This is a genomic window from Chitinophaga tropicalis (assembly GCF_009758205.1).
GTDB lineage: Bacteria > Bacteroidota > Bacteroidia > Chitinophagales > Chitinophagaceae > Chitinophaga > Chitinophaga tropicalis.
In genome coordinates this window covers 239562-259843 of record NZ_WRXN01000007.1, presented here as the reverse complement: position 1 = coordinate 259843, position 20282 = coordinate 239562, and the positions used below count along the sequence as shown (strand labels likewise).

General features: G+C 47.2%; 19 protein-coding genes. 11 read left to right on the top strand and 8 right to left on the bottom strand.

Going from position 1 to position 20282, the window contains the following annotated elements; translation table 11 throughout:
• Positions 1–24 precede the first annotated feature (24 nt).
• Both mgtE and GO493_RS17665 read right to left on the bottom strand, forming a co-directional pair.
• Positions 25–1401, bottom strand: a complete 1377-nt coding sequence (gene mgtE / locus GO493_RS17670) for a magnesium transporter (RefSeq protein WP_157307544.1) — start codon at positions 1399–1401, stop codon at positions 25–27.
• Between the two features lie 48 nt (positions 1402–1449).
• A complete protein-coding gene (locus tag GO493_RS17665; protein WP_157307543.1) occupies positions 1450–2313 on the bottom strand; it encodes a bestrophin family protein in 864 nt (287 codons plus the stop codon).
• 98 nt (positions 2314–2411) lie between these two features.
• Between GO493_RS17665 and GO493_RS17660 the strand changes: the two genes are divergently transcribed.
• From GO493_RS17660 to hutI, 5 genes are all read left to right on the top strand, one after another.
• Entirely contained in the window at positions 2412–2801 is a 390-nt protein-coding gene (locus GO493_RS17660) for an SET domain-containing protein (protein ID WP_157307542.1), read from the top strand.
• A gap of 131 nt (positions 2802–2932) precedes the next feature.
• On the top strand, positions 2933–3418 hold the full coding sequence (locus GO493_RS17655) for a MarR family winged helix-turn-helix transcriptional regulator (protein WP_157307541.1): 486 nt from the start codon (positions 2933–2935) through the stop codon (positions 3416–3418).
• 19 nt (positions 3419–3437) lie between these two features.
• A complete protein-coding gene (gene hutH, locus GO493_RS17650) occupies positions 3438–5006 on the top strand; it encodes a histidine ammonia-lyase (protein WP_157307540.1) in 1569 nt (522 codons plus the stop codon).
• Positions 4984–6648 (top strand): urocanate hydratase, encoded by a 1665-nt coding sequence (gene hutU, locus GO493_RS17645; protein WP_157307539.1) that lies wholly within the window; start codon positions 4984–4986, stop codon positions 6646–6648. The genes hutH and hutU overlap by 23 nt, the downstream gene beginning before the upstream one ends.
• Positions 6649–6650: 2 nt before the next feature.
• Complete coding sequence (hutI, locus tag GO493_RS17640) at positions 6651–7871, top strand: imidazolonepropionase (RefSeq protein WP_157307538.1); 1221 nt, start codon at positions 6651–6653, stop codon at positions 7869–7871.
• Positions 7872–7954: 83 nt separating this feature from the next.
• Here hutI and GO493_RS17635 read toward each other — a convergent pair whose 3' ends face one another.
• On the bottom strand, positions 7955–9649 hold the full coding sequence (locus tag GO493_RS17635; RefSeq protein ID WP_157307537.1) for a cellulase family glycosylhydrolase: 1695 nt from the start codon (positions 9647–9649) through the stop codon (positions 7955–7957).
• Between the two features lie 255 nt (positions 9650–9904).
• On the opposite strand from GO493_RS17635, the gene hutG reads away from it, so the two are divergent.
• Together hutG and GO493_RS17625 are read left to right on the top strand one after the other, a co-directional pair.
• Positions 9905–10900 carry a formimidoylglutamase gene (gene hutG / locus GO493_RS17630; protein WP_157307536.1) on the top strand — a complete coding sequence of 332 codons (996 nt, stop codon included), beginning with the start codon at positions 9905–9907 and terminating at the stop codon, positions 10898–10900.
• Between the two features lie 96 nt (positions 10901–10996).
• Entirely contained in the window at positions 10997–11602 is a 606-nt protein-coding gene (locus tag GO493_RS17625; RefSeq protein ID WP_157307535.1) for a hypothetical protein, read from the top strand.
• A 59-nt stretch (positions 11603–11661) separates the two neighbouring features.
• On the opposite strand, the gene purU is transcribed toward GO493_RS17625, so the two are convergent.
• Positions 11662–12525: a formyltetrahydrofolate deformylase gene (purU, locus tag GO493_RS17620; RefSeq protein ID WP_157307534.1), complete on the bottom strand. Its 864-nt coding sequence runs from the start codon at positions 12523–12525 to the stop codon at positions 11662–11664.
• Positions 12526–12600: 75 nt separating this feature from the next.
• On the opposite strand from purU, the gene GO493_RS17615 reads away from it, so the two are divergent.
• Complete coding sequence (locus tag GO493_RS17615) at positions 12601–13092, top strand: metallophosphoesterase family protein (protein ID WP_157307533.1); 492 nt, start codon at positions 12601–12603, stop codon at positions 13090–13092.
• Positions 13093–13135: 43 nt separating this feature from the next.
• Here the strand turns inward: GO493_RS17615 and GO493_RS17610 are convergent, their stop codons facing one another.
• Positions 13136–13747 carry an HD domain-containing protein gene (locus GO493_RS17610; RefSeq protein WP_157307532.1) on the bottom strand — a complete coding sequence of 204 codons (612 nt, stop codon included), beginning with the start codon at positions 13745–13747 and terminating at the stop codon, positions 13136–13138.
• Positions 13748–13828: 81 nt separating this feature from the next.
• Complete coding sequence (locus GO493_RS17605) at positions 13829–16099, bottom strand: aconitate hydratase (protein ID WP_157307531.1); 2271 nt, start codon at positions 16097–16099, stop codon at positions 13829–13831.
• Between the two features lie 310 nt (positions 16100–16409).
• Between GO493_RS17605 and GO493_RS17600 the strand changes: the two genes are divergently transcribed.
• Positions 16410–16631: a PspC domain-containing protein gene (locus GO493_RS17600; protein ID WP_089832467.1), complete on the top strand. Its 222-nt coding sequence runs from the start codon at positions 16410–16412 to the stop codon at positions 16629–16631.
• A gap of 110 nt (positions 16632–16741) precedes the next feature.
• A complete protein-coding gene (locus GO493_RS17595; RefSeq protein ID WP_157307530.1) occupies positions 16742–17542 on the top strand; it encodes a DUF4382 domain-containing protein in 801 nt (266 codons plus the stop codon).
• Positions 17543–17659: 117 nt separating this feature from the next.
• Here the strand turns inward: GO493_RS17595 and GO493_RS17590 are convergent, their stop codons facing one another.
• Both GO493_RS17590 and kdsA read right to left on the bottom strand, forming a co-directional pair.
• A complete protein-coding gene (locus GO493_RS17590; RefSeq protein ID WP_157307529.1) occupies positions 17660–18061 on the bottom strand; it encodes a hypothetical protein in 402 nt (133 codons plus the stop codon).
• A gap of 206 nt (positions 18062–18267) precedes the next feature.
• A complete protein-coding gene (gene kdsA, locus GO493_RS17585) occupies positions 18268–19092 on the bottom strand; it encodes a 3-deoxy-8-phosphooctulonate synthase (protein WP_157307528.1) in 825 nt (274 codons plus the stop codon).
• A 223-nt stretch (positions 19093–19315) separates the two neighbouring features.
• On the opposite strand from kdsA, the gene GO493_RS17580 reads away from it, so the two are divergent.
• A complete protein-coding gene (locus GO493_RS17580; protein WP_157307527.1) occupies positions 19316–20260 on the top strand; it encodes an NAD-dependent epimerase/dehydratase family protein in 945 nt (314 codons plus the stop codon).
• Positions 20261–20282: the final 22 nt, after the last annotated feature.

The window sequence follows — 20282 nt, the reverse complement described above, 5'->3', positions numbered from 1 at the left end:
TCATTGCCCCGTCATTCATAATGATCAGAGTAATACGCCTTTCATCAGCATATAAGCTACCGAGAAGTAGATCAGCAGTCCGGTTACGTCTACAAGAGTAGCCACAAAAGGAGCTGATGAAGTGGCAGGGTCTGCGCCCAGTTTCTTCAGGATCAGCGGCAGCATGGAGCCTGATAAGGTTCCCCAGAGAACAACGCCTATCAGGGAAACGCCTACTGTAATACCTACCAGTGTGCCATGCTCACCATAAGTATTGAAAAGGCCATTCCAGAGTATGATACGTATAAAGCCTATTAATCCCAGTACGCTGCCCAGCATCAGGCCTGAAAGTATTTCCCTTCTCATAACCCTCCACCAGTCGCTCAGCGTGATCTCTCCCACAGCCATAGCCTGTATGATGAGGGTAGATGCCTGTGAACCGCTGTTCCCGCCGCTGGAAATGATGAGGGGAACAAACAGCGCCAGCACCACAGCCTGGGCTATTTCATGTTCATAATATTTCATGGCGGTGGCGGTAAGCATTTCACCCAGGAAAAGGATGATCAGCCAGCCAATGCGTTTCTTGACCAGCTTCAGAAGCGGGATGTCCAGGTAGGGTTCGTCCAGTGCTTCGGTACCACCTATCTTCTGGATATCTTCTGTATGTTCTTCATTGGCTATCCACAGCATATCGTCTATGGTAACGATACCCAGCAGAATGCCTGCATCGTCTACCACGGGCAGGGCAACACGGTTTTCCATCCGGAAAACCTGGATAGCTTCTTCCTGTTCATCGTTCACATGGAGGGCTACGAAGCGGTCGTCCATCAATGTGTGTACAAATGTACTGGGAGCAACCAGCAGGAACTCACGGATCCTGAAGTCGTCCAGCAGCTTCCCCTTTTCATCCACCACATAGATCACGTCTATCGTTTCACTGTCTTTCCCGTACTCGCGGATATAATCCAGCACCTGCCTGACGGTAGATTCTTCCCGTACGGCAATGTACTCCGGCGTCATGATACGGCCCACGCTTGTTTCGCGGTAGCCCAGCAGGCTGAGGGTGATCTTTCTTTCTTCGGGGTCCAGCAGTTTGATCAGCTCTTTCACTACATCGCTGTGCAGTTCTCCCAGAAAGGCTGTACGGTCATCCGCCGGTAGTTCGTTCAGCAGTTCGGCTACTTTGGCGGCAGGGAGTTCCCGTATCACGTCTTCCTGTATATGGAATTCCAATATCCTGAAGGCTGCGGCAGCACGGCCAATAGCCAGGTTGCTGATGATCATGTCAGCATAGTCCGGCATCTCATGTATGAGCTCGGCAATGTCTGTAATAAGCTGATCATCCAGGTATACTTTCAGTTCCTGGATGTTCTGCTCTTTAGCCAGCATTTCGAATTTTTCCAGTAAAGCTTCATTTTCCATATTACAAAAGGCTGTCAGGGAGCGAAATTAACAAAGTTAGAGGCTTCATTACAATATCTCTGCCACATGTTTACGGATGTTGGCAGAAATAGTGTCTGTCGGCAGGTCGTTTGCATCAAATCCGAAGGGGTCTTCAATTTCCTCGGCAATCAGCTCAAGGCTGGCCAGTACATAGAAAATGAATACAACAACAGGTATGATCAGATAGTGCAGGGAAAATACATAACCAATGGGCAGGGTCATCACAAAGAAGAAAATAAATTTCTTTATGAATACACTGTAAGAAAAGGGAATGGGTGTATTGCGGATACGCTCACATGCGCCGCAGATATCAGTGAAAGACTGCAGCTCCGGGTTCAGAGAAAGCAGTTGCTCCCCGCTTATCTGCTGTTGCCTGTACAGTTCGTGTATATGAGCCAGTATCAGGGAAGATATCTGGTTAGGTACATGTTTATCCGGCTGGATCTTTGGATCGCCTTCCAGTTCTTCTGTATTATATACTGCCCGCAGGTGATTCTTCAGCCCAAAGGCATAGTTGGGGATCATAATGCGGAAGAACTCCCTGGAAGCAGTATTGGAAGCCGGCAATATGGCATTCAGTTTAATGGCCAGGTTACGGCTGTTGTTTACCAGGGAACCCCATTGCTTGCGGCCTTCCCACCAACGGTCATAAGCTGTATTGGTACGGAACACCAACAGCATGGAGATCACAAAACCCAGCAGGGAATGTACAACGGTGATCTGTTTAAGGTCGCTGTTGGGAGATAGCTCCAGCAGTTCAAGTTCCAGGAAAGCGATCAGGGCGGAATAAACAGATAGGGCAAGGAACATAGGGGCCAGTTTACGGACTGTGTCTGCCTTATGGATGCGGAAAATAAATGTAAACCAGACTTTCGGGTTATAATCAATCATAAGTTATGAAATTACCTTTCCGCAAACCTAAAAATTTTACACATGATTTTGATAACTTCCTGCTTTACCTTTACTTTACGCTCTGTTTATCTTAATTTATGATCAAGCCATACTTATACGTCGATAAGACAAAAGGCAAAGGCCGTGGTGTTTTCACCCGGGAAAGAATACCAGCCGGCACCCGCATAGAAACCTCTCCTGTACTGGTTTTATCTAATGACGACACCGGAATTGTTGATAAAACCAAGCTGCATAATTACATTTTCCTCTGGGGTGTAAGAGAAACCCGCTCCTGCATTGCCCTTGGACTTTGCTCTATCTACAATCACTCCTATGAGCCCAATTGCGAGTATGAAATGGATTTTGATGAAGAAACCATGAGCATCATTACACGCAGGGAGATCAAAAAAGGAGAAGAGCTGAGTATCAACTATAATGGAGATGTAACGGATAACTCTCCCGTGTGGTTTGATGTGAAGAGGAAATAATCACAGATCTGACTACCTTGGTTTGGCCCAGCCACAGGCTGCCCAAACTAAGACAATAAGAATTAAATAAGGAATTGAGAAATTCCTTATTATTGTATTAAAATATATAAGTGCTTATATAATTTGAGGTAATGAGCTTCTATTCATCATTAGGATATCTCGTATTTGGCAGCCGCCTGCGCAGGCTGAGCGAGTATTTCCTCATGGAAGTGAACAAGGTATATGAACAGGCAGGCATTGCATTTGATGCCAGCTGGTTCCCGGTGTTCTATATTTTATCCGGCCAGCAACCCATTCCACTGATAGATATTGCCGAACAGCTGGAGGTGTCACACTCCGCTGTGAGCCAGCTGGTTACCGGACTTAAGAAGAAAGGACTTGTAAAAACAACCCCCTGTCCGGATGATGGACGCCGGCAGCTGGTAATGTTAAGTAAGAAAGGAGAGGAACTGCTCAAACAGGTACAGCCTGTCTGGGAAGCTATTACTACCTCCATGAACCAGCTGGCAAACGCTCATCCACAAAGCCGGCTGTTACTGGAAGCGGTAACCCAGGTGGAAAAAGCCGTACAGGAAGAACCGTTGTCCGCCAGGATACTGGCATTGATGAAGAACTAAACCTGATCAACATACAACAATGATACACCAATTCAAATACGGGATTGATCAGCTCTCTGCTGGAAAGGCCCTGGATATTGCCCATGGCCGTTTACAGGGAGTGCTGACGCAGGAGGTGGCAGAACGGGTTACAACCAGCCATAACCACGTGCAGGCCATTGTTGCCCACCACAGCACAGTCTATGGCATCAACACAGGCTTTGGTCCTCTCTGTGATACCAAGATATCTGAAGAAGATACCCGCACCCTCCAATACAACATTCTCCAAAGTCACAGTGTAGGTGTGGGTAATCCCATACCAGCCCTGATAGCACGTGTAATGCTGGTTACCAAAGTACATGCACTGGCACAGGGTTATTCAGGTGTGGCGCTGGCCACACTGGAACGGATCATCTGGCATATAGAACATAACGTTACCCCGGTAGTGCCGGAAAAAGGATCAGTGGGCGCTTCCGGCGATCTGGCCCCGCTTTCACATCTCTTCCTGCCACTTATAGGTCTCGGAGAAGTATATTATAATGACAGGAAACAGCCGGCAGCAGCCGTTTTACAGGCAGAAGGATTACAGCCTGTAGTCTTAGGCCCGAAAGAAGGGCTTGCCCTCATCAACGGTACACAGTTCATCCTTTCCTTTGCAGTTACTGCCTTACAGCGTATGCACAATGCACTGGAAGCTGCAGACATTATAGGGGCATTATCACTGGAAGGCCTGATGGGTACTTCCCGCCCATTTGATCCGAGACTGCATAACATCCGTCCTTTTCCCGGCAACCAGCTTGTAGCACACCGCCTGAAAACAATGCTGGACAACTCCGGTATTATGGCGGCACATGTAGACTGCGGCAGGGTACAGGACCCCTACTCACTACGATGTATGCCCCAGGTACATGGCGCTTCCCGTACAGCATGGCTGCATCTGCTGGAACTGACTACAATAGAGCTCAATGCAGTGACAGACAATCCTATCATCTTCAGTGCTGAAGATACCATCAGCGGAGGCAACTTCCACGGCCAGCCACTGGCCATACCGCTGGATTATGCCACCATAGCGGCAGCTGAGCTGGGCAATATCTCAGACCGTCGCTGTTATATGATGATAGAAGGCCGTTACGGACTGCCTAAATTACTGATAGAAGATGCGGGACTGAACTCCGGCTTTATGATCCCCCAGTATACCACGGCAGCATTGGTAACAGAGAACAAAACCCTTTGTTTCCCCGCCAGCGCAGACAGTATACCTACTTCCCTCGGACAGGAAGACCATGTGTCTATGGGCTCTATCAGCGGTAGAAAATTACACCAGGTGATAGATAACCTGGAATATATACTGGCTATAGAACTGCTGTACGCCGCACAGGCAGTGAACTTCCGCAGACCATTACAATCTGGTCCTATCCTGGAAGCATGCCACAGCTTTGTACGTGAAACAGTGCCTTTTGCTGCAAAAGACAGGATCTTTGCATATGATATACAACAGCTGCATAAGATAATAGCAGACCAGTCTCTCGTAAACGTAGCCAACAATGTAGCCCTGGACAATCAATTATCACTAAACGGTATTTATCATGACCAGTTCGGATTTTATTAAGACATATGCGGCGCATCCGCATTATAAAGCTCCGCACGGCAGCCAGCTGCACGCACGTTCCTGGCAAACGGAAGCTCCCCTTCGTATGTTGCTGAACAACCTTGACAGTGAAGTGGCTGAAAACCCGGACGAGCTGGTAGTGTATGGCGGAATAGGACAGGCGGCCCGCAACAAAGAAGCCCTGCAAAAGATCATAGAGATATTGCTTACACTGGACGAAGATCACTCCCTGCTGGTACAGTCAGGCAAACCGGTTGGTATAGTGCGCACACATCCGCAGGCGCCAAGGGTAATGCTGGCTAACAGTAACCTGGTGCCTAAATGGGCCACCTGGGAGCATTTCAACGAGCTGAGGGCAAAAGGCCTGATGATGTACGGACAGATGACAGCAGGCAGCTGGATCTATATAGGCACACAAGGTATTCTGCAAGGCACCTATGAAACCTTTGTGGAGTGCGGCCGTCAGCATTTTAACGGAGATCTGCGCGGTAAGCTGCTGGTCACCGCAGGCCTTGGCGGTATGGGTGGCGCTCAGCCACTGGCCGCCACCATGGCCGGGGCCGTGTTTCTAGGCGCTGATGTGGACGAATCCCGCATACGCAAGAGAATAGCTACCCGTTATATTGACCGTATCACCCATTCTTACGACGAAGCCATTGCCTGGGTGAAAGAGGCTATCAGTAAGAAAGAGCCATTATCTGTCGGACTGGTAAGCGATGCCGGCAATATGCTCGGGAAACTGCTGCAGGACAATATCATCCCTGATATCCTGACAGACCAGACCTCTGCACATGACCCGGTGAACGGTTATATACCACACGATCTTTCCCTAACCGAAGCGGCAGACCTTCGAAAGCGTGATGCCGCAACCTATAAGCAACGTGCCCTGAAAAGCATGGCAAGACATGTAGGCCTTATGCTGGAACTGCAACGAAAAGGGGCTGTTACCTTTGACTATGGCAACAACCTGCGTGAGTTTGCACGTGAAGGAGGAGAACCCAATGCTTTTAACTTCCCCGGTTTTACACCTGCTTATATACGTTCTCTTTTCTGTGAAGGCAAAGGCCCTTTCCGCTGGGTAGCACTCTCCGGCGATCCTCAGGATATTTATACAACAGACCAGGCATTGATGGAAGCTTTCCCCGAAAACAAAGCACTTATCAACTGGTTACAGAAAGCACAGCAGCAGGTAGCCTTCCAGGGTTTACCGGCACGTATCTGCTGGTTAGGACTGGGTGAAAGGGAAAAGGCCGGGCTGATCTTCAACGAACTGGTGCGCAGTGGTAAAGTGAAAGCACCGATAGTGATAGGAAGAGATCATCTTGACTGTGGTTCCGTAGCATCTCCCAACAGGGAAACAGAGGCAATGAAAGATGGATCGGATGCCGTTTCTGACTGGACACTGCTTAACCTGATGGCCAACACAGGAGGCGGCGCTACCTGGGTATCTTTCCATCACGGTGGCGGTGTGGGAATGGGCTATTCACAACATGCCGGCATGGTAGTGCTGGCCGATGGTACTGACCGTGCAGCTGACTGCCTGAAAAGAGTTTTATTCAATGACCCTGCCCTGGGTATCTTCCGCCATGCCGATGCCGGCTATGAAAAAGCACAGAAGATGGCCAGGAAATTCAATATCTGACCATGGAACTGATAGGCCCCTTCTCACAGATACTGCCACTTACAGCCCTGCCCCTGAAAGGTGCATTGCATGATGAACAGCTGCAGATCATTCCCAATGGAGGAATATTGACAGATGCCGGTAAGATAGTGGCGGTAGATGATATGAAACAACTGGAACACCGGTACCCGGACTGTGATGTAACACATATCACCAAACCCATGGTGCTGCTGCCCGGTTTCATAGATTGTCATACACATATCTGCTTTGATGGCTCCCGCAACAGGGATTATGCCATGCGTATAGCAGGAAAGAGTTACCTGGAGATTGCCCGCGCAGGCGGTGGTATCTGGGATTCTGTAACACGTACCCGTGAAGCAGAGCAGGATACACTGGTGGCCAATACAGTTGCCCGCGCCAATCGTCATTTGCAGGAAGGTGTCACTACTATTGAAGTGAAAAGCGGTTATGGACTGGACCTTAAAAATGAGCTGAAGATGCTGCGTGCCATACGCGCCGCTTCTAAACAAACAAAAGCAACGCTGGTACCTACCTGTCTTGCTGCACATATGCGTCCCAAAGATTTTGATGGTACAGAAGAAGAATACCTGCAATGGATCACAGATGAGTTATTACCGGTTATTCAGTCAGAACAGCTGACAGAGCGGATAGATATCTTTATAGAAGAAACAGCTTTTACTCCCGCACCTGCATTACATTTCCTGCAAAAAGCAATAGAAATGGGCTTCTCAGCTACTGTACATGCAGATCAGTTCAGTGCCGGAGGCGCATCAGTCGCCGTAGCGGCAGGTGCACATTCTGCAGATCACCTGGAAGCCAGCGATGCTCAATCTATTGCATTACTGGCTGCGTCTGATATCGTATCCGTTGTACTACCAGGTGCTTCAATCGGATTAGGTATGCAATATGCACCTGCGCGTAACCTGCTGGATGCCGGTGCGTGTGTGGCTATTGCGAGCGACTGGAACCCTGGCTCAGCCCCTATGGGTGACCTGCTCATGCAGGCGGCCGCGATCAGTGCTGCACAGAAACTCTCAACAGCAGAAGTATTTGCAGGGCTGACGTCACGCGCGGCAAAGGCCTTGAGCCTGGCAGATACAGGACAGTTAACACCAGGGTTTGCTGCAGATATGCAGGCTTACGCGTGTAGCGATTACCGTGATATATTATATTATCAGGGTAAGATGAAACCTTTATGGGTGTGGAAAAAGGGGAACAGATAGTACGACAAATAACGTATCTCTGTTACAAAAAAGAGCTTCCGCCAAGGCGGAAGCTCTTTTTTGTAACAGAGAAATTAAGATCTTTATTGTTTCAATATTTGCCTTGTAATAGCTTTCTCTCCATATGTTAACTTCAATGTATACACCCCAACAGGCAGCTGAGTGCCTGACAGTCTGCTGTTATAACGGCCTGCTTCCAGGCGTCCTCTCTTCAGTACTGACACCTGTTTACCGGAATTATCATATACAGCCAGCAGTACTACGGATGGTTTCTCCAGGTAGAAGCTAACAGTACTGTTATCACCAAAAGGATTAGGATAGCTTGTCAGTGATGTCTTCTCTTCTTTAGAAACGAGAGCAGCCGCATTACTCCTGATCTTTACTTCGGTATAGCTGTTCCAGGCGTTGACTGTATTGCCATGTCCTACTATGCGAACATATTTTGCAGAACGTGCGCTGAAAGTAAAGGTTTCAAGAGCAGTGGACGTTCCGCTGCTTTGCAGGCCGGTAGCAGCATTGCTCCAGCTGGAACCATTTGTGCTGGTAAGAATATCAAAATTGCTGCGCCTTGCAGTGCCATTGTAGAAGGCAATGTCAACGCCCGATACCTGTGTGGCAGCAGAAAGGCAGAACTGTATCCATTGCCCGTCGCCCTGTGCAGACCAGCGGGTGTTCAGGTTATTATCCTGCACATTTGCCGGTACATTACCATCGTCTGCACTGGCAGAAACAGGTACACATGTAGGTGTGCCACCGGGAAAATCATCAGCAGGATTCAGTATACGCTCACGTATCCAGGCGCCGGCAGGCTTCAGCCGGGCTGTGGTCCACGGGCCATTGGAACAGGTACCAGTAGTCCATACCGCACCGGAACGGAAATCGTCAGAGTAATTCCAGTTGGTCCAGCTGATCTTTTTACGTTGCATCAGGTCAATATATTGCTGGGCCATGGTAAAGTCGTTAGGCCCATCTCCACTGGCCTCCTGGGTGCCGAATTCCGTTACAAAAACAGGCAGTTGATTGGATGCCTGGTCCAGTTGGTTCAGGTAAGCTGTACGGTGATCTTTCGCATAAAAGTGGAAAGTGTACATGATATTGGGATACTGCAATTTGTTATTGAGGATGTCCTGCAGGGAACCATCGCCGGAAAGCCCCATGGTAGACCATCCATGTGTGCCTACAAGAATAACGGCATCGTTGTCTATAGCCCTGATTACCGGGATAATCTGGTCTGCATAGGTTTTGATCTTTGCCCAGGTAGCGCCGGAATTAGGCTCATTACATATGTCGTAAATAATGTTGTTCTTGTTTTTGTGAGCGTTGGCAATGGCGGTGAAAAAAGTTTTTGCCCTGGCCAGGTTATAATTAGGATCGCCCGGGTCCAGCTGGTGCCAGTCTACCAGTGCATACATACCACGGGCAGTAGCTTCTTCAATGAGCCTGCTTACCTGGTTGGTGAAGCCAGTAGGGTCAGTTTCATAACCATCTTCCTGTACATAAAGAGATATACGCAGTATGTCTGCTTTCCAGTCGTACGCCAGGGCATCCAGCGATGCAGCGGTCAGGCAGCTGCCCCATCCATACCATTGAATGCCATGGGTGCTCATACCTCTGAGTTGGATAGGATTGCCGTACTGGTTGCAGAGTTTCAGACCTATTACCTGTAATTGACCATTCTGAGCAACAGGCGTCTGGGCTTTCGAAAGCGGGATCACGGCCAGCATGCCGATAAGCAGTGCTGTGAACCGGAAGGATAAACGTTTTCCGTTCTTTTTCATGTGAATAGTTGTTTGAGGGATTGAAAAATAATATACCGGTTTGGTTATCAGGTTTTCTTGCTACGTGGCTATAGGTCAATACAACAGCAATATAAACAGTTTTTTATTATGCAGGTACATTTACCGGAATTAGATAATTCTCCATCGTTAAAAAAAGTCAGCTGCGCAGCACAAAAAATCTCTTTCAAAAAGAAATTTAAACTGATACATTATCGATAATAAGATTAACTGCAACAGCTGTAACTTTATGTTCTTATGATAAAGGAGACTTTTTACAGGCAACCCGGGCAATGGTCCGGCAGGATAGATGGAACTGAAGAAGAACAGCTGCGTTGGCATCAACGTATCATACCTGTTAATCTTTTGGCAGGCCCGCTGCCAGCATTGCCGGCAGATGGAAAAGGCATTGCATTGCTGGGATTTGTCTCTGATGAGGGCGTAAGACGTAATAAAGGCCGTACCGGCGCCACCGGCGGACCGGCAGCATTGCGCCAGGCATGCAGCAATTTCCCTGTACATTTTGATTCACAACTGCTGATAGCAGATGCGGGAGATATTATCTGCCCCGGCCAGCAGCTGGAAGAAGCACAGGAAATACTGAGCCGCGCTGTACTGGCTATCCGTAAAAGCGGATACCTGCCTGTGTTATTAGGTGGAGGACATGAAATCACCTATGGGCATGCCCGTGGTATTTATCAGCACCTGCAGCAACAGAAAAGACGTGAGAAACTGGGCCTGATCAACATAGACGCACATTTTGACCTGCGTATACCCGGGCAGGAAGGAAGCAGCTCAGGCACAGGGTTCTGGCAGCTGGCACAGGATGCCAGGCTGGAAGGAATACCATTTCATTACCTGGCGCTGGGTATACAGACTAACAGTAATACGCAGCAATTATTCCGGATAGCCGGCGATCTTGATGTCCAGTATATAGATGCAGACGCTTTCCACCTGCAGGACCGTACCCTCTTACAGGCGGCATTAAGCGAGTTTATAAGGGAGGTAGATCATATCTACCTGACGCTGGACCTGGACGTTTTTGCCGCTGCCTTTGCCCCCGGAGTCAGCGCTACAGCCTATAACGGTATTAGGCCGGATGGGCTCTTCCTGGAATGTTACAGGAATATCCTGCAGAGCGGCAAACTGGCAGGACTGGATATAGCTGAACTGAATCCTCTGCATGATATAGATAACCGTACCGCAAGATTAGGAGCTGCCATGTTGTTTGAAGCTGTAAGCCACACAGCCTGATAGTAATTACACGAAATACGTAGTTCCCGCATTTTTTTCCGGAAAGGAAAAGCATATCCTGCAGAACTTTATATTTGTAGGGTAAACATATATACCATGAACCTGATCCCCAAGACGGCTGTAGCAATTGCATTGCTAACTGCAACATCATTCACCGTGAATGCCCAGAAGATCAAATTAACAGAGGGCGATCTTTCAGTATTAAAGGGACAAACTGAGATCAACACGGAATTTAATTATGACCATGTGAGTGTAGGAGACTACAAGGAAGAGAAAGATTACATTGAACGTAAAAAGAGTGATTACAACAAGAAAGAGCCGGGAAGCGGAGACAAATGGGAAATAGCCTGGAAGTCTGACCGTCAGGCACGCTTTGAACCAAGGTTCAATGAATCGTTTACTGATGCCGGTCCTATTAAAGCAGGTAAATTTCCTGCTGCAAAGTACACCCTTATCTTTAAAACCACTTTCATTGAGCCTGGTTTCAACGTTGGCGTAGCGCGTAAAAAAGCTACTATGGACGGAGAGGCCTGGATCGTTGAAACTGCAGATAAGGGTAAAGTAGTGGCTAAACTTTCTGTAGATAAAGCTCCCGGAAGACTGGCCTTCGGCGCTGATTTTGACACCGGTGTACGTATCATGGAATCTTACGCCACTGCCGGTAAGCAACTGGCAAACTTTGTTGAAAAGGAGACAAAGTAATTTCTTCTGAAAACATTATTTAAAGCGTTCCTGTTGGTATAACAGGAACGCTTTTTTTATCAGAATACGATAGTCTTATTACCATGTACAATGACCCTGTCTTCTATATGCGCTACTACAGCTCTTGTTAATACCTGTCTTTCTATATCGCGCCCCAGCATTACCAGGTCATTCACAGCATGTTTATGGCTTACCCGCGCTACATCCTGGTCAATGATGGGCCCTTCATCCAGGTCGTCAGTAACATAATGCGCCGTTGCACCTATCAGTTTAACACCGCGTGTATAGGCATTTTTATAAGGATTGGCGCCTGCAAAGGCCGGAAGGAAGGAGTGATGTATATTGATGATCTTTCCCGGAAATTCACTTACAAAATTGTGGCTGAGTATCTGCATGTAACGGGCCAGTACTATAAAGTCTGACTGACTGTCCCTGATCAGCTGAATAGCTTCCTGTTCCCGTTGTGCTTTATTGGCCGGGTTAACAGGCAGGTAATGGAAGGGAATACCAAAATCTTCTGTCAGTTCACGAAGGTCTTCATGGTTGGAGATCACCAGGGGAATATCAACGGGCAATTCCCCGCTGCGCCAGCGTAAAAGCAGTTCCATCAGGCAATGGTCGTATTTTGATACCATGATGGCCATCTTTTTCCGGTGACTGGTATAATTGATCTGCCACTCCATCTCCAGCGGAGCTGCTACTTTTTCCTGGAAATCCTTTTCCAGCTGCTCCTGTGTAAGCGCAGTGTTCTCAAGATGGAACACCATCCGCATAAAAAAAAGTCCTTCTTTCGGATCTGTACTATGCTGGCTGGCGTCAAGAATATTGGCGCCGCAGGCATAAAGGAACCGGGACACCCCGGCAACAATACCTGGCCGGTCAGGACAGCAGATCAATAATCTGCCGGTAATATCAGTTTGCATAGAACGGAAATATATATTGTCTTGTAAAATACGAAATGTACCCTTGTTATTTTACTTTTGGCGCAATTTTGAAATATGAAGAAGATAGGGTTAATGTCTGATACTCATAGTTATCTCCATCCGCAGGTGTTTAAATACTTTGATAAAGTAGACGAGGTATGGCACGCGGGAGATATTGGCACTACAGACCTGGCAGACCAGCTGGAGGCATTTAAGCCTTTCCGGGCAGTTTATGGCAATATAGATGGGGCAGACCTGCGGGTGCGTTATCCGCTGAACCTGGAGTTTACTGTAGAGAATGTGCCTGTTTTTATAACGCATATTGGCGGATATCCGGGTAAATATGCGCCCGGCGTAAAGGAATTGTTACTGAAAAGTACTCCTAAGCTGTTTATATGCGGCCATTCACATATACTGAAAGTCATGCCCGATCCTGCACTGAAGCTGCTGCACATGAACCCAGGCGCCTGTGGGCAGCAGGGATGGCATAAAGTGAAAACCTTGTTGCGTTTTGATCTGGCAGACGGAAATATCAGTAACCTGGAGGTGATAGAGCTGCCGAAATAAATGGTGAGGTGGGCCGCAGGCCGCTGAATATTTAATTTACGCGTTATTCCAATTCCCTCAGTTCGTTCTGAAGATTAACCCTGGCCTGAGCTTCATACTTCTCCCGGAATATATTGGTCTTATAAATGAACGGCAGGCCCAGAAAATGCTGTAATACCTTCCTTCTGCCGGGTTTATATAACATATCAGGGTAAACCCTGTATTCCTGCCTGATCTGGGCCGTATATGCCTTATACGCTTCAGCAGAAGCCCCCAGTACAGACAGGTCAAAGTCCAGGAAATAATCCAGGTCTTCATCATGATCAGGATTCTGATGTGTTTTGGTAGCTCTGATATAGGTCGCTATTTTCTCTGCAGGGCAGGGGAGTGGTTCAAGGAAACGGATGGCAGCCAGGGCGCTCTGTTCTTCATTATCTCCCTTCTTTACGTCATAGATGAGATCATGGAAGAAAATGGCCAGCTGCAGGGTATTATTATCCCTGATAGCAGAGGCATATTGCTGTTGCAGCTGCAGCAATGCCTCCAGGTGTTGCAGGTTATGATAATGCCTGCCAGCCGCAGAATAATTGCTGATAATGATATTATAGCCCTTTTCAATGATAGCAGGGTTATCTGTGAATTGCAGCATTAACTGCTGCCAGGTTGTTCTCAGCATAAAATAGTATATTATATAAAGCAAACATCCCGTCTTACGAAAGTAGACGGGATGTTCTGTTATCTATAGCCGCAGCTGTAATTATGCTTTTTTCGCAAACTGTGCACGGATCACGTTCAGTGCACCACCGGCTTTAAACCATTCGATCTGCTGTTCATTGTAAGTATGGTTTACAACGATCTCGTCTTTGCTGCCGTCTTTGTGGTTGGCAACAACGGTCAGCGGTTTGCCCGGAGCGAAAGTGGTCAGTCCTAGAATATCGAAGGTATCATCTTCCTGGATCTTATCGTAATCTTCCTTATTAGCAAAGGTAAGACCGAGCATACCCTGCTTTTTCAGGTTGGTTTCGTGGATACGGGCAAATGATTTAACCAGGATAGCGCGTACGCCCAGGTGACGTGGTTCCATTGCAGCGTGTTCGCGACTGGAGCCTTCACCATAGTTTTCATCGCCTACTACGATAGAACCAATGTCAGCAGCTTTGTAAGCACGCTGTACAACAGGTACGCCTGCATATTCGCCGGTTAGCTGGTTCTTGACGTTATCGGTTTTTTCATTGAATGCGTTAACAGCACCGATCAGCATGTTGTTGGAGATGTTGTCCAGATGACCACGGTATTTTAACCACGGACCAGCCATAGAGATGTGGTCAGTAGTACATTTACCTTTTGCTTTGATGAGCAGTTTCAGGCCTTTCAGATCAGTGCCTTCCCATGCAGCGAACGGAGCAAGCAGTTGCAGACGGTCGCTGGTAGGAGATACGATCACCTGAACACCGCTACCATCGGCAGCAGGCGCCTGATAACCCGGATCATCTACGGCAAAACCTTTGGCTGGCAGTTCAAAACCGGTAGGCTCGTCCAGTTTCACTTCTTTGCCATCCTTGTTTCTCAGGGTGTCTGTCAGCGGGTTGAAGGTCAGGTCACCTGCAATTGCCAGGGCAGTCACTATTTCAGGAGAAGCAACGAAAGCATGTGTAGCCGCCAGACCATCATTCCTCTTAGCGAAGTTACGGTTGAAGGAAGTGATGATGGAGTTCTTACGGTTAGGATCGTCTATATGACGGGCCCATTGACCAATACAGGGGCCGCAGGCGTTAGCCAGTACAACACCGCCTATCTGGTCAAAAGTATTCAGCAGTCCGTCTCTTTCAATGGTAAAACGTACCAGTTCAGAACCGGGAGTGATGGTATATTCAGCTTTTACGTCCAGGTTTTTGTCAACCGCCTGTTTAGCCAGGGAAGCCGCACGGGAAATATCTTCATAAGAAGAGTTTGTGCAGGAACCAATCAGGGCTACTTCCAGTTTCTCAGGCCAGTTGTTTTCTTTTACCGCCTGTGCAAATTTGGAGATAGGCCATGCCAGGTCAGGAGTGAACGGACCGTTTACGTGAGGCTCCAGCTCGTTCAGGTTGATCTCTATCACCTGGTCGTAGTATTTGGAAGGATCAGCATAAACTTCAGCGTCAGGACGCAGGGTATCTTTGATACCATCAGCCAGTGCAGCTATTTCAGCACGCTCTGTAGCTTTCAGGTAGTCAGAGATCTTGGTGTCGTAAGCAAATACGGAACAGGTAGCACCTATTTCCGCACCCATGTTACAGATAGTACCTTTACCTGTTGCGCTCAGGTTATCAGCACCTTCACCGAAATATTCAACGATGCAGCCGGTCCCGCCTTTAACGGTCAGGATACCTGCTACTTTCAGGATCACGTCTTTAGGAGAAACCCATCCGCTCAGTTTACCTGTCAGTTTTACACCTATCAGTTTTGGCATTTTCAGCTCCCAGGGCAGACCTGCCATTACATCTACTGCGTCGGCGCCACCAACACCGATAGCCAGCATGCCTAAACCGCCGGCGTTAGGAGTGTGGGAGTCTGTTCCGATCATCAGGCCACCCGGAAAAGCATAGTTTTCCAGTACAACCTGGTGAATAATACCGGCGCCTGGTTTCCAGAAACCGATGCCATATTTATTGGAAATGGAAGAGAGGAATTCATATACTTCCTTATTGGTATCCACGGCAGTGGCCAGATCTGCATCTGCGCCTGTCTTGGCTTGAATGAGGTGATCGCAGTGTACGGTAGAGGGAACAGCTACTTTGTCACGGCCACAGGTCATGAATTGCAGAAGGGCCATCTGTGCAGTGGCATCCTGCATAGCTACACGATCGGGAGCAAACTCCACATAAGACTTTCCGCGCTCGTACGCAGCTGTAGTAGGTGCATATAAGTGAGCGTATAAGATCTTTTCAGATAGTGTAAGCGGACGTCCCAGCAGTTTACGGGTAGCTTCCACCTTACCCGGCATTGCCGCATACACTTTTTTAATCATTTCAATATCAAACACCATGGAAAGAAATTATTTAAGACCGGTTAGAAAATGCACCCGCGAAATTAATTAAATTCAACAAGTTTTTAAAAGATATGTAAGAGTAGGTAGTGCACCAGTCTAAATTCTTAGCCGGCCGCAGACCCAAAAAGCGTCCTCAAAAAATCGCTTTTACTGAGGTACGCCACCGTAAGAGTATAGTGATACCGTTGAGCCTCTAAAAATCATAATTTATCCCTGATTCCCGTAAGCCACTGCCATAGTACATCAGCAGTTATATAACACCGGTCCGCCACTTGTTTTTCCGCTGAGTTTGTAATAAATTTGATATATGAATAGATTCAAAGATTTTGTGGAATGGCAGGCCTTTGGGGTTTGTACGGCTATCGGCAACAAGCTGGGCATAGCCACTTCCCGGATCCGCCTGTTTTTTATCTATACCTCTTTCATTACTATGGGGTCCCCACTCATTGTATACATGATCATGGCCTTCTGGGTGAATATGAAGAATTATATCCTGAACGCCCGCAGGAACCCCCTCCGGTATCTCTGAGTCAATAAATTATTTTTACTAATTGTTATATGTATTAGGAAATATTTATATTTTCGTTGGGCAATTGTTCGATGAAAAACGGGAAAATTTTAACCAAATACATATACAAGATGAAAAAGCCTGCACTGAAGCACATCGCTTACGGTCTGATGTTGCTGAGCACTACTCTCTTCTCAACTTCATGTTCTAAAGACAACAACAGTGGTAAATCAAGGCTCCAGGTAGCGTTAACTGACGATCCGGGAGATTACAAAGCTGTATACATTGATGTTCAGGAAGTTAATGTTAATTACAATGAGAGCGACGATAATGGCTGGCAAGCATTACCGGGGGTAAAAAAAGGTTTATATAACCTGCTGACCCTGGTAAATGACCAGGATACCGTTCTGGCAGACGCCGAGATCGCTTCCGGGACTATTAAGGAGATCCGCCTTGTACTGGGTGACAACAACTGGGTAGTAACAAATGAAGGTGATTCAATACACCTGCAGACTCCCAGCGGACAATCATCCGGCGTAAAGCTGAAGATCAACATGTCCGTAACTGAAGGCATCCTCTACAAACTGCTGCTGGATTTCGATGTGGCTAAATCCGTTCATCCTGCCGGCGATGCAGGAAAGTATATCCTGAAACCTGTTATCAGGACCGTACTGGAAGCTCAGGGCGGAAGTATCAAAGGAGCCGTGCTGCCTGCCACACTGCCTACAGCAGTACTTGTACTAAACGGAACTGACACCGTAGCAAGCACTTACAGTGGTATTGGCGGCGGTTATTTACTGAAAGGCATCACAGCCGGTACATATTCCCTGCATTTCATTCCTACTGATACACTGCTGAGCAGTGCTGTGAAAGATGGAGTTGTAGTAGAAACTGGTAAAGTAACTGCTGTAGATACGCTGTTACTCCAGTAATAACCTGTTTCTTAAACATAAAAAACGCTTCTGTTACAAAGACAGAAGCGTTTTTTTTGACAGGGAGAGCGGTGCTGCCTGTTTTTTATAAAAAAGGTTAGTAAAGTGACAATATTCCTAGTCGAGATGGAAGTTGGTCATCTCATGATAATGGTTCTGTAACTGGTTCACCGTAATGGAATGTTTGATTTCCCGGTGCTCATCCCTGTAATCAAGCCGGGTTACTTCATGCCCGTCATAGTGGTACAGCCTTACAGTGAATGGCCCGCGAACGTATATACGTGCTCCTGTGCCATTGGATGATGATACATCTGGTGTGAATTTAAGCTTCAGCAGTTGTTCTTCGTTCAGCGGAAGGGGGTGGAGGGCTTTTAATTCATACCAGAATACCTGCTCCCCGGTTTTTACACATACCTGTTTGTCTTCACGGTTAACCTCCAGAACGTGGCCTTCAACTTTGTTTCCTTCATACTCTACCAGAACGGTATCTCCTGTTTTTACATCTTGTAAGTGGATCATGTTGAGTATTTTTTGGGTATTATCGAAGTTTATAGACAGTTATCTGAAGTTAATAAAAAGTCTATAGACTACAAAGAGGTAATAGTCGCGGATAATGTACCGGTTTAAATTCTTAGCCGGCCGCAGGGCCGGATCCCCGTCCTCAAAAAACACAAAAACCGCTTTCGCCGAAGGCGAAAGCGGTTTTTGTGTTTTTTGACCTGGTTTTATCTGACAGCAGCCCTGATCTTCACCAGTTGCTCAAGTAACTCTTCCAGCAGATCCAGATGAAGCATATTAGCCCCATCAGATTTAGCTTTGGCAGGGTTGGGATGTGTTTCTATGAACAACCCGTCAGCACCCGTGGCAATAGCTGCTTTGGCAATAGTACCTATCAGTTTTGGATTGCCGCCTGTTACGCCGCTGGTCTGGTTAGGCTGTTGCAGGGAATGGGTGCAGTCCATGATTACCGGAACACCATGTTCACGCATAATCGGAATATTACGGTAATCCACTACCAGGTCCTGGTAGCCGAATGTAGTACCACGTTCAGTAAGCCATACTTTATCATTGCCGGCCTGTTTAACCTTCTCTGCCGCAAATTTCATAGCTTCCCCGCTTACAAATTGCCCTTTCTTCACATTCACAAATTTGCCTGTTTCAGCAGCAGCTACCAGGATATCTGTCTGCCTGCAAAGGAAGGCCGGTATCTGCAATATATCCACATAAGCTGCAGCCATGGCGGCTTCGGCAGCAGAGTGAATATCTGTAGTAACAGGCAGGTTAAAGGTCTGACCTGTTTTCTGCAAAAGGTCAAGCCCTTCCACATCTCCCACGCCGCTGAAAGAGTTTATACTTGTACGGTTGGCTTTACGGTAGGAAGCCTTGAATATATACGGGATGTTTAAACGTTTACAGATCCCGGACACTTTTTCAGCTACATGCATCAGCAGTGCTTCGTCTTCTACTACGCAGGGCCCGGCTATCAGGAAGAAGTTCTCTTCGTTATATTGTTCTTTGAACAGTGACTTCAGATGTGTTGTTGCTGACATGAAATTTTATTTGAGATGGCAAAGTTACACTATTTCAACTGACCTGGAATTGTCATAATATTGTAAATGCAAAATACAAAGTGATTGCTGCGGCTGCTTCTGTTTTATGGCCATTGTACGAATTGTTACCACATTGTCATGCACTGAGGCCATCTGTTTATAATTATTCAGGAAGCCGTTAATATTACGTTCTGAATTAAAAGCCATTAATTCGAGAATAAGCATGAAGAAAGATAAAATACTGGTAATTGGTGCCTGCGGGCAGATTGGAGTAGAACTGACCCTGGCATTGAGGAAAATGTACGGAGATACAAATGTGATCGCCTCCGATCTGCGCGAGGAACATGACCTGCTGAAAGGGTCCGGACCTTACGTATCGCTGGATGTAATGAATAAAGAGATGCTGCACGTACTGGTTATCCGTCACAATATCACCCAGATCTACCTGCTGGCAGCAATCCTTTCTGCCACCGGTGAAAAGAACCCCCTGCTGGCATGGCATATCAACATGCAGAGCCTGCTGAACGTACTGGATATTGCCAAGGAAGAAGGTATTGACAAGGTCTACTGGCCCAGCTCCATCGCTGTTTTTGGTCCTGATTCACCAAAAGAAACAACACCTCAGCATACTATTATCGAACCAACTACCATTTATGGTATCAGCAAATTTGCAGGAGAGCGCTGGTGTGAATATTATAATCACCGTTATGGTGTGGATGTGCGCAGCCTGCGCTATCCGGGCCTGATCAGCTATAAGTCAGCCCCGGGTGGTGGCACTACAGATTATGCTATCGAGATCTTCCATGAAGCGTTGGAAGAGAAGAAATACACCTGCTTCCTTTCTGAAGGTACTTATCTCCCTATGATGTACATGCCGGATGCTATCCGTGCTACCATAGAACTGATGGAGGCTGATAAGAGCAAGATCTCCGTGCGCTCTTCCTATAACCTGGGCGCTATGAGCTTTTCTCCTAAGGAAATAGCAGCAGAGATCAAAAAGCATATCCCTGAGTTCACTATCAGTTATGAACCGGATTACCGTCAGCAGATAGCGGATGGATGGCCACAGAGTATTGATGATGAGCTGGCGCGCGCTGACTGGGGCTGGAAACCGGAGTATTGCCTGGAGAAGATGACAACAGATATGTTGAAGAACCTGGCTAAATAAGTCAATAAAGTATATAAAAAAA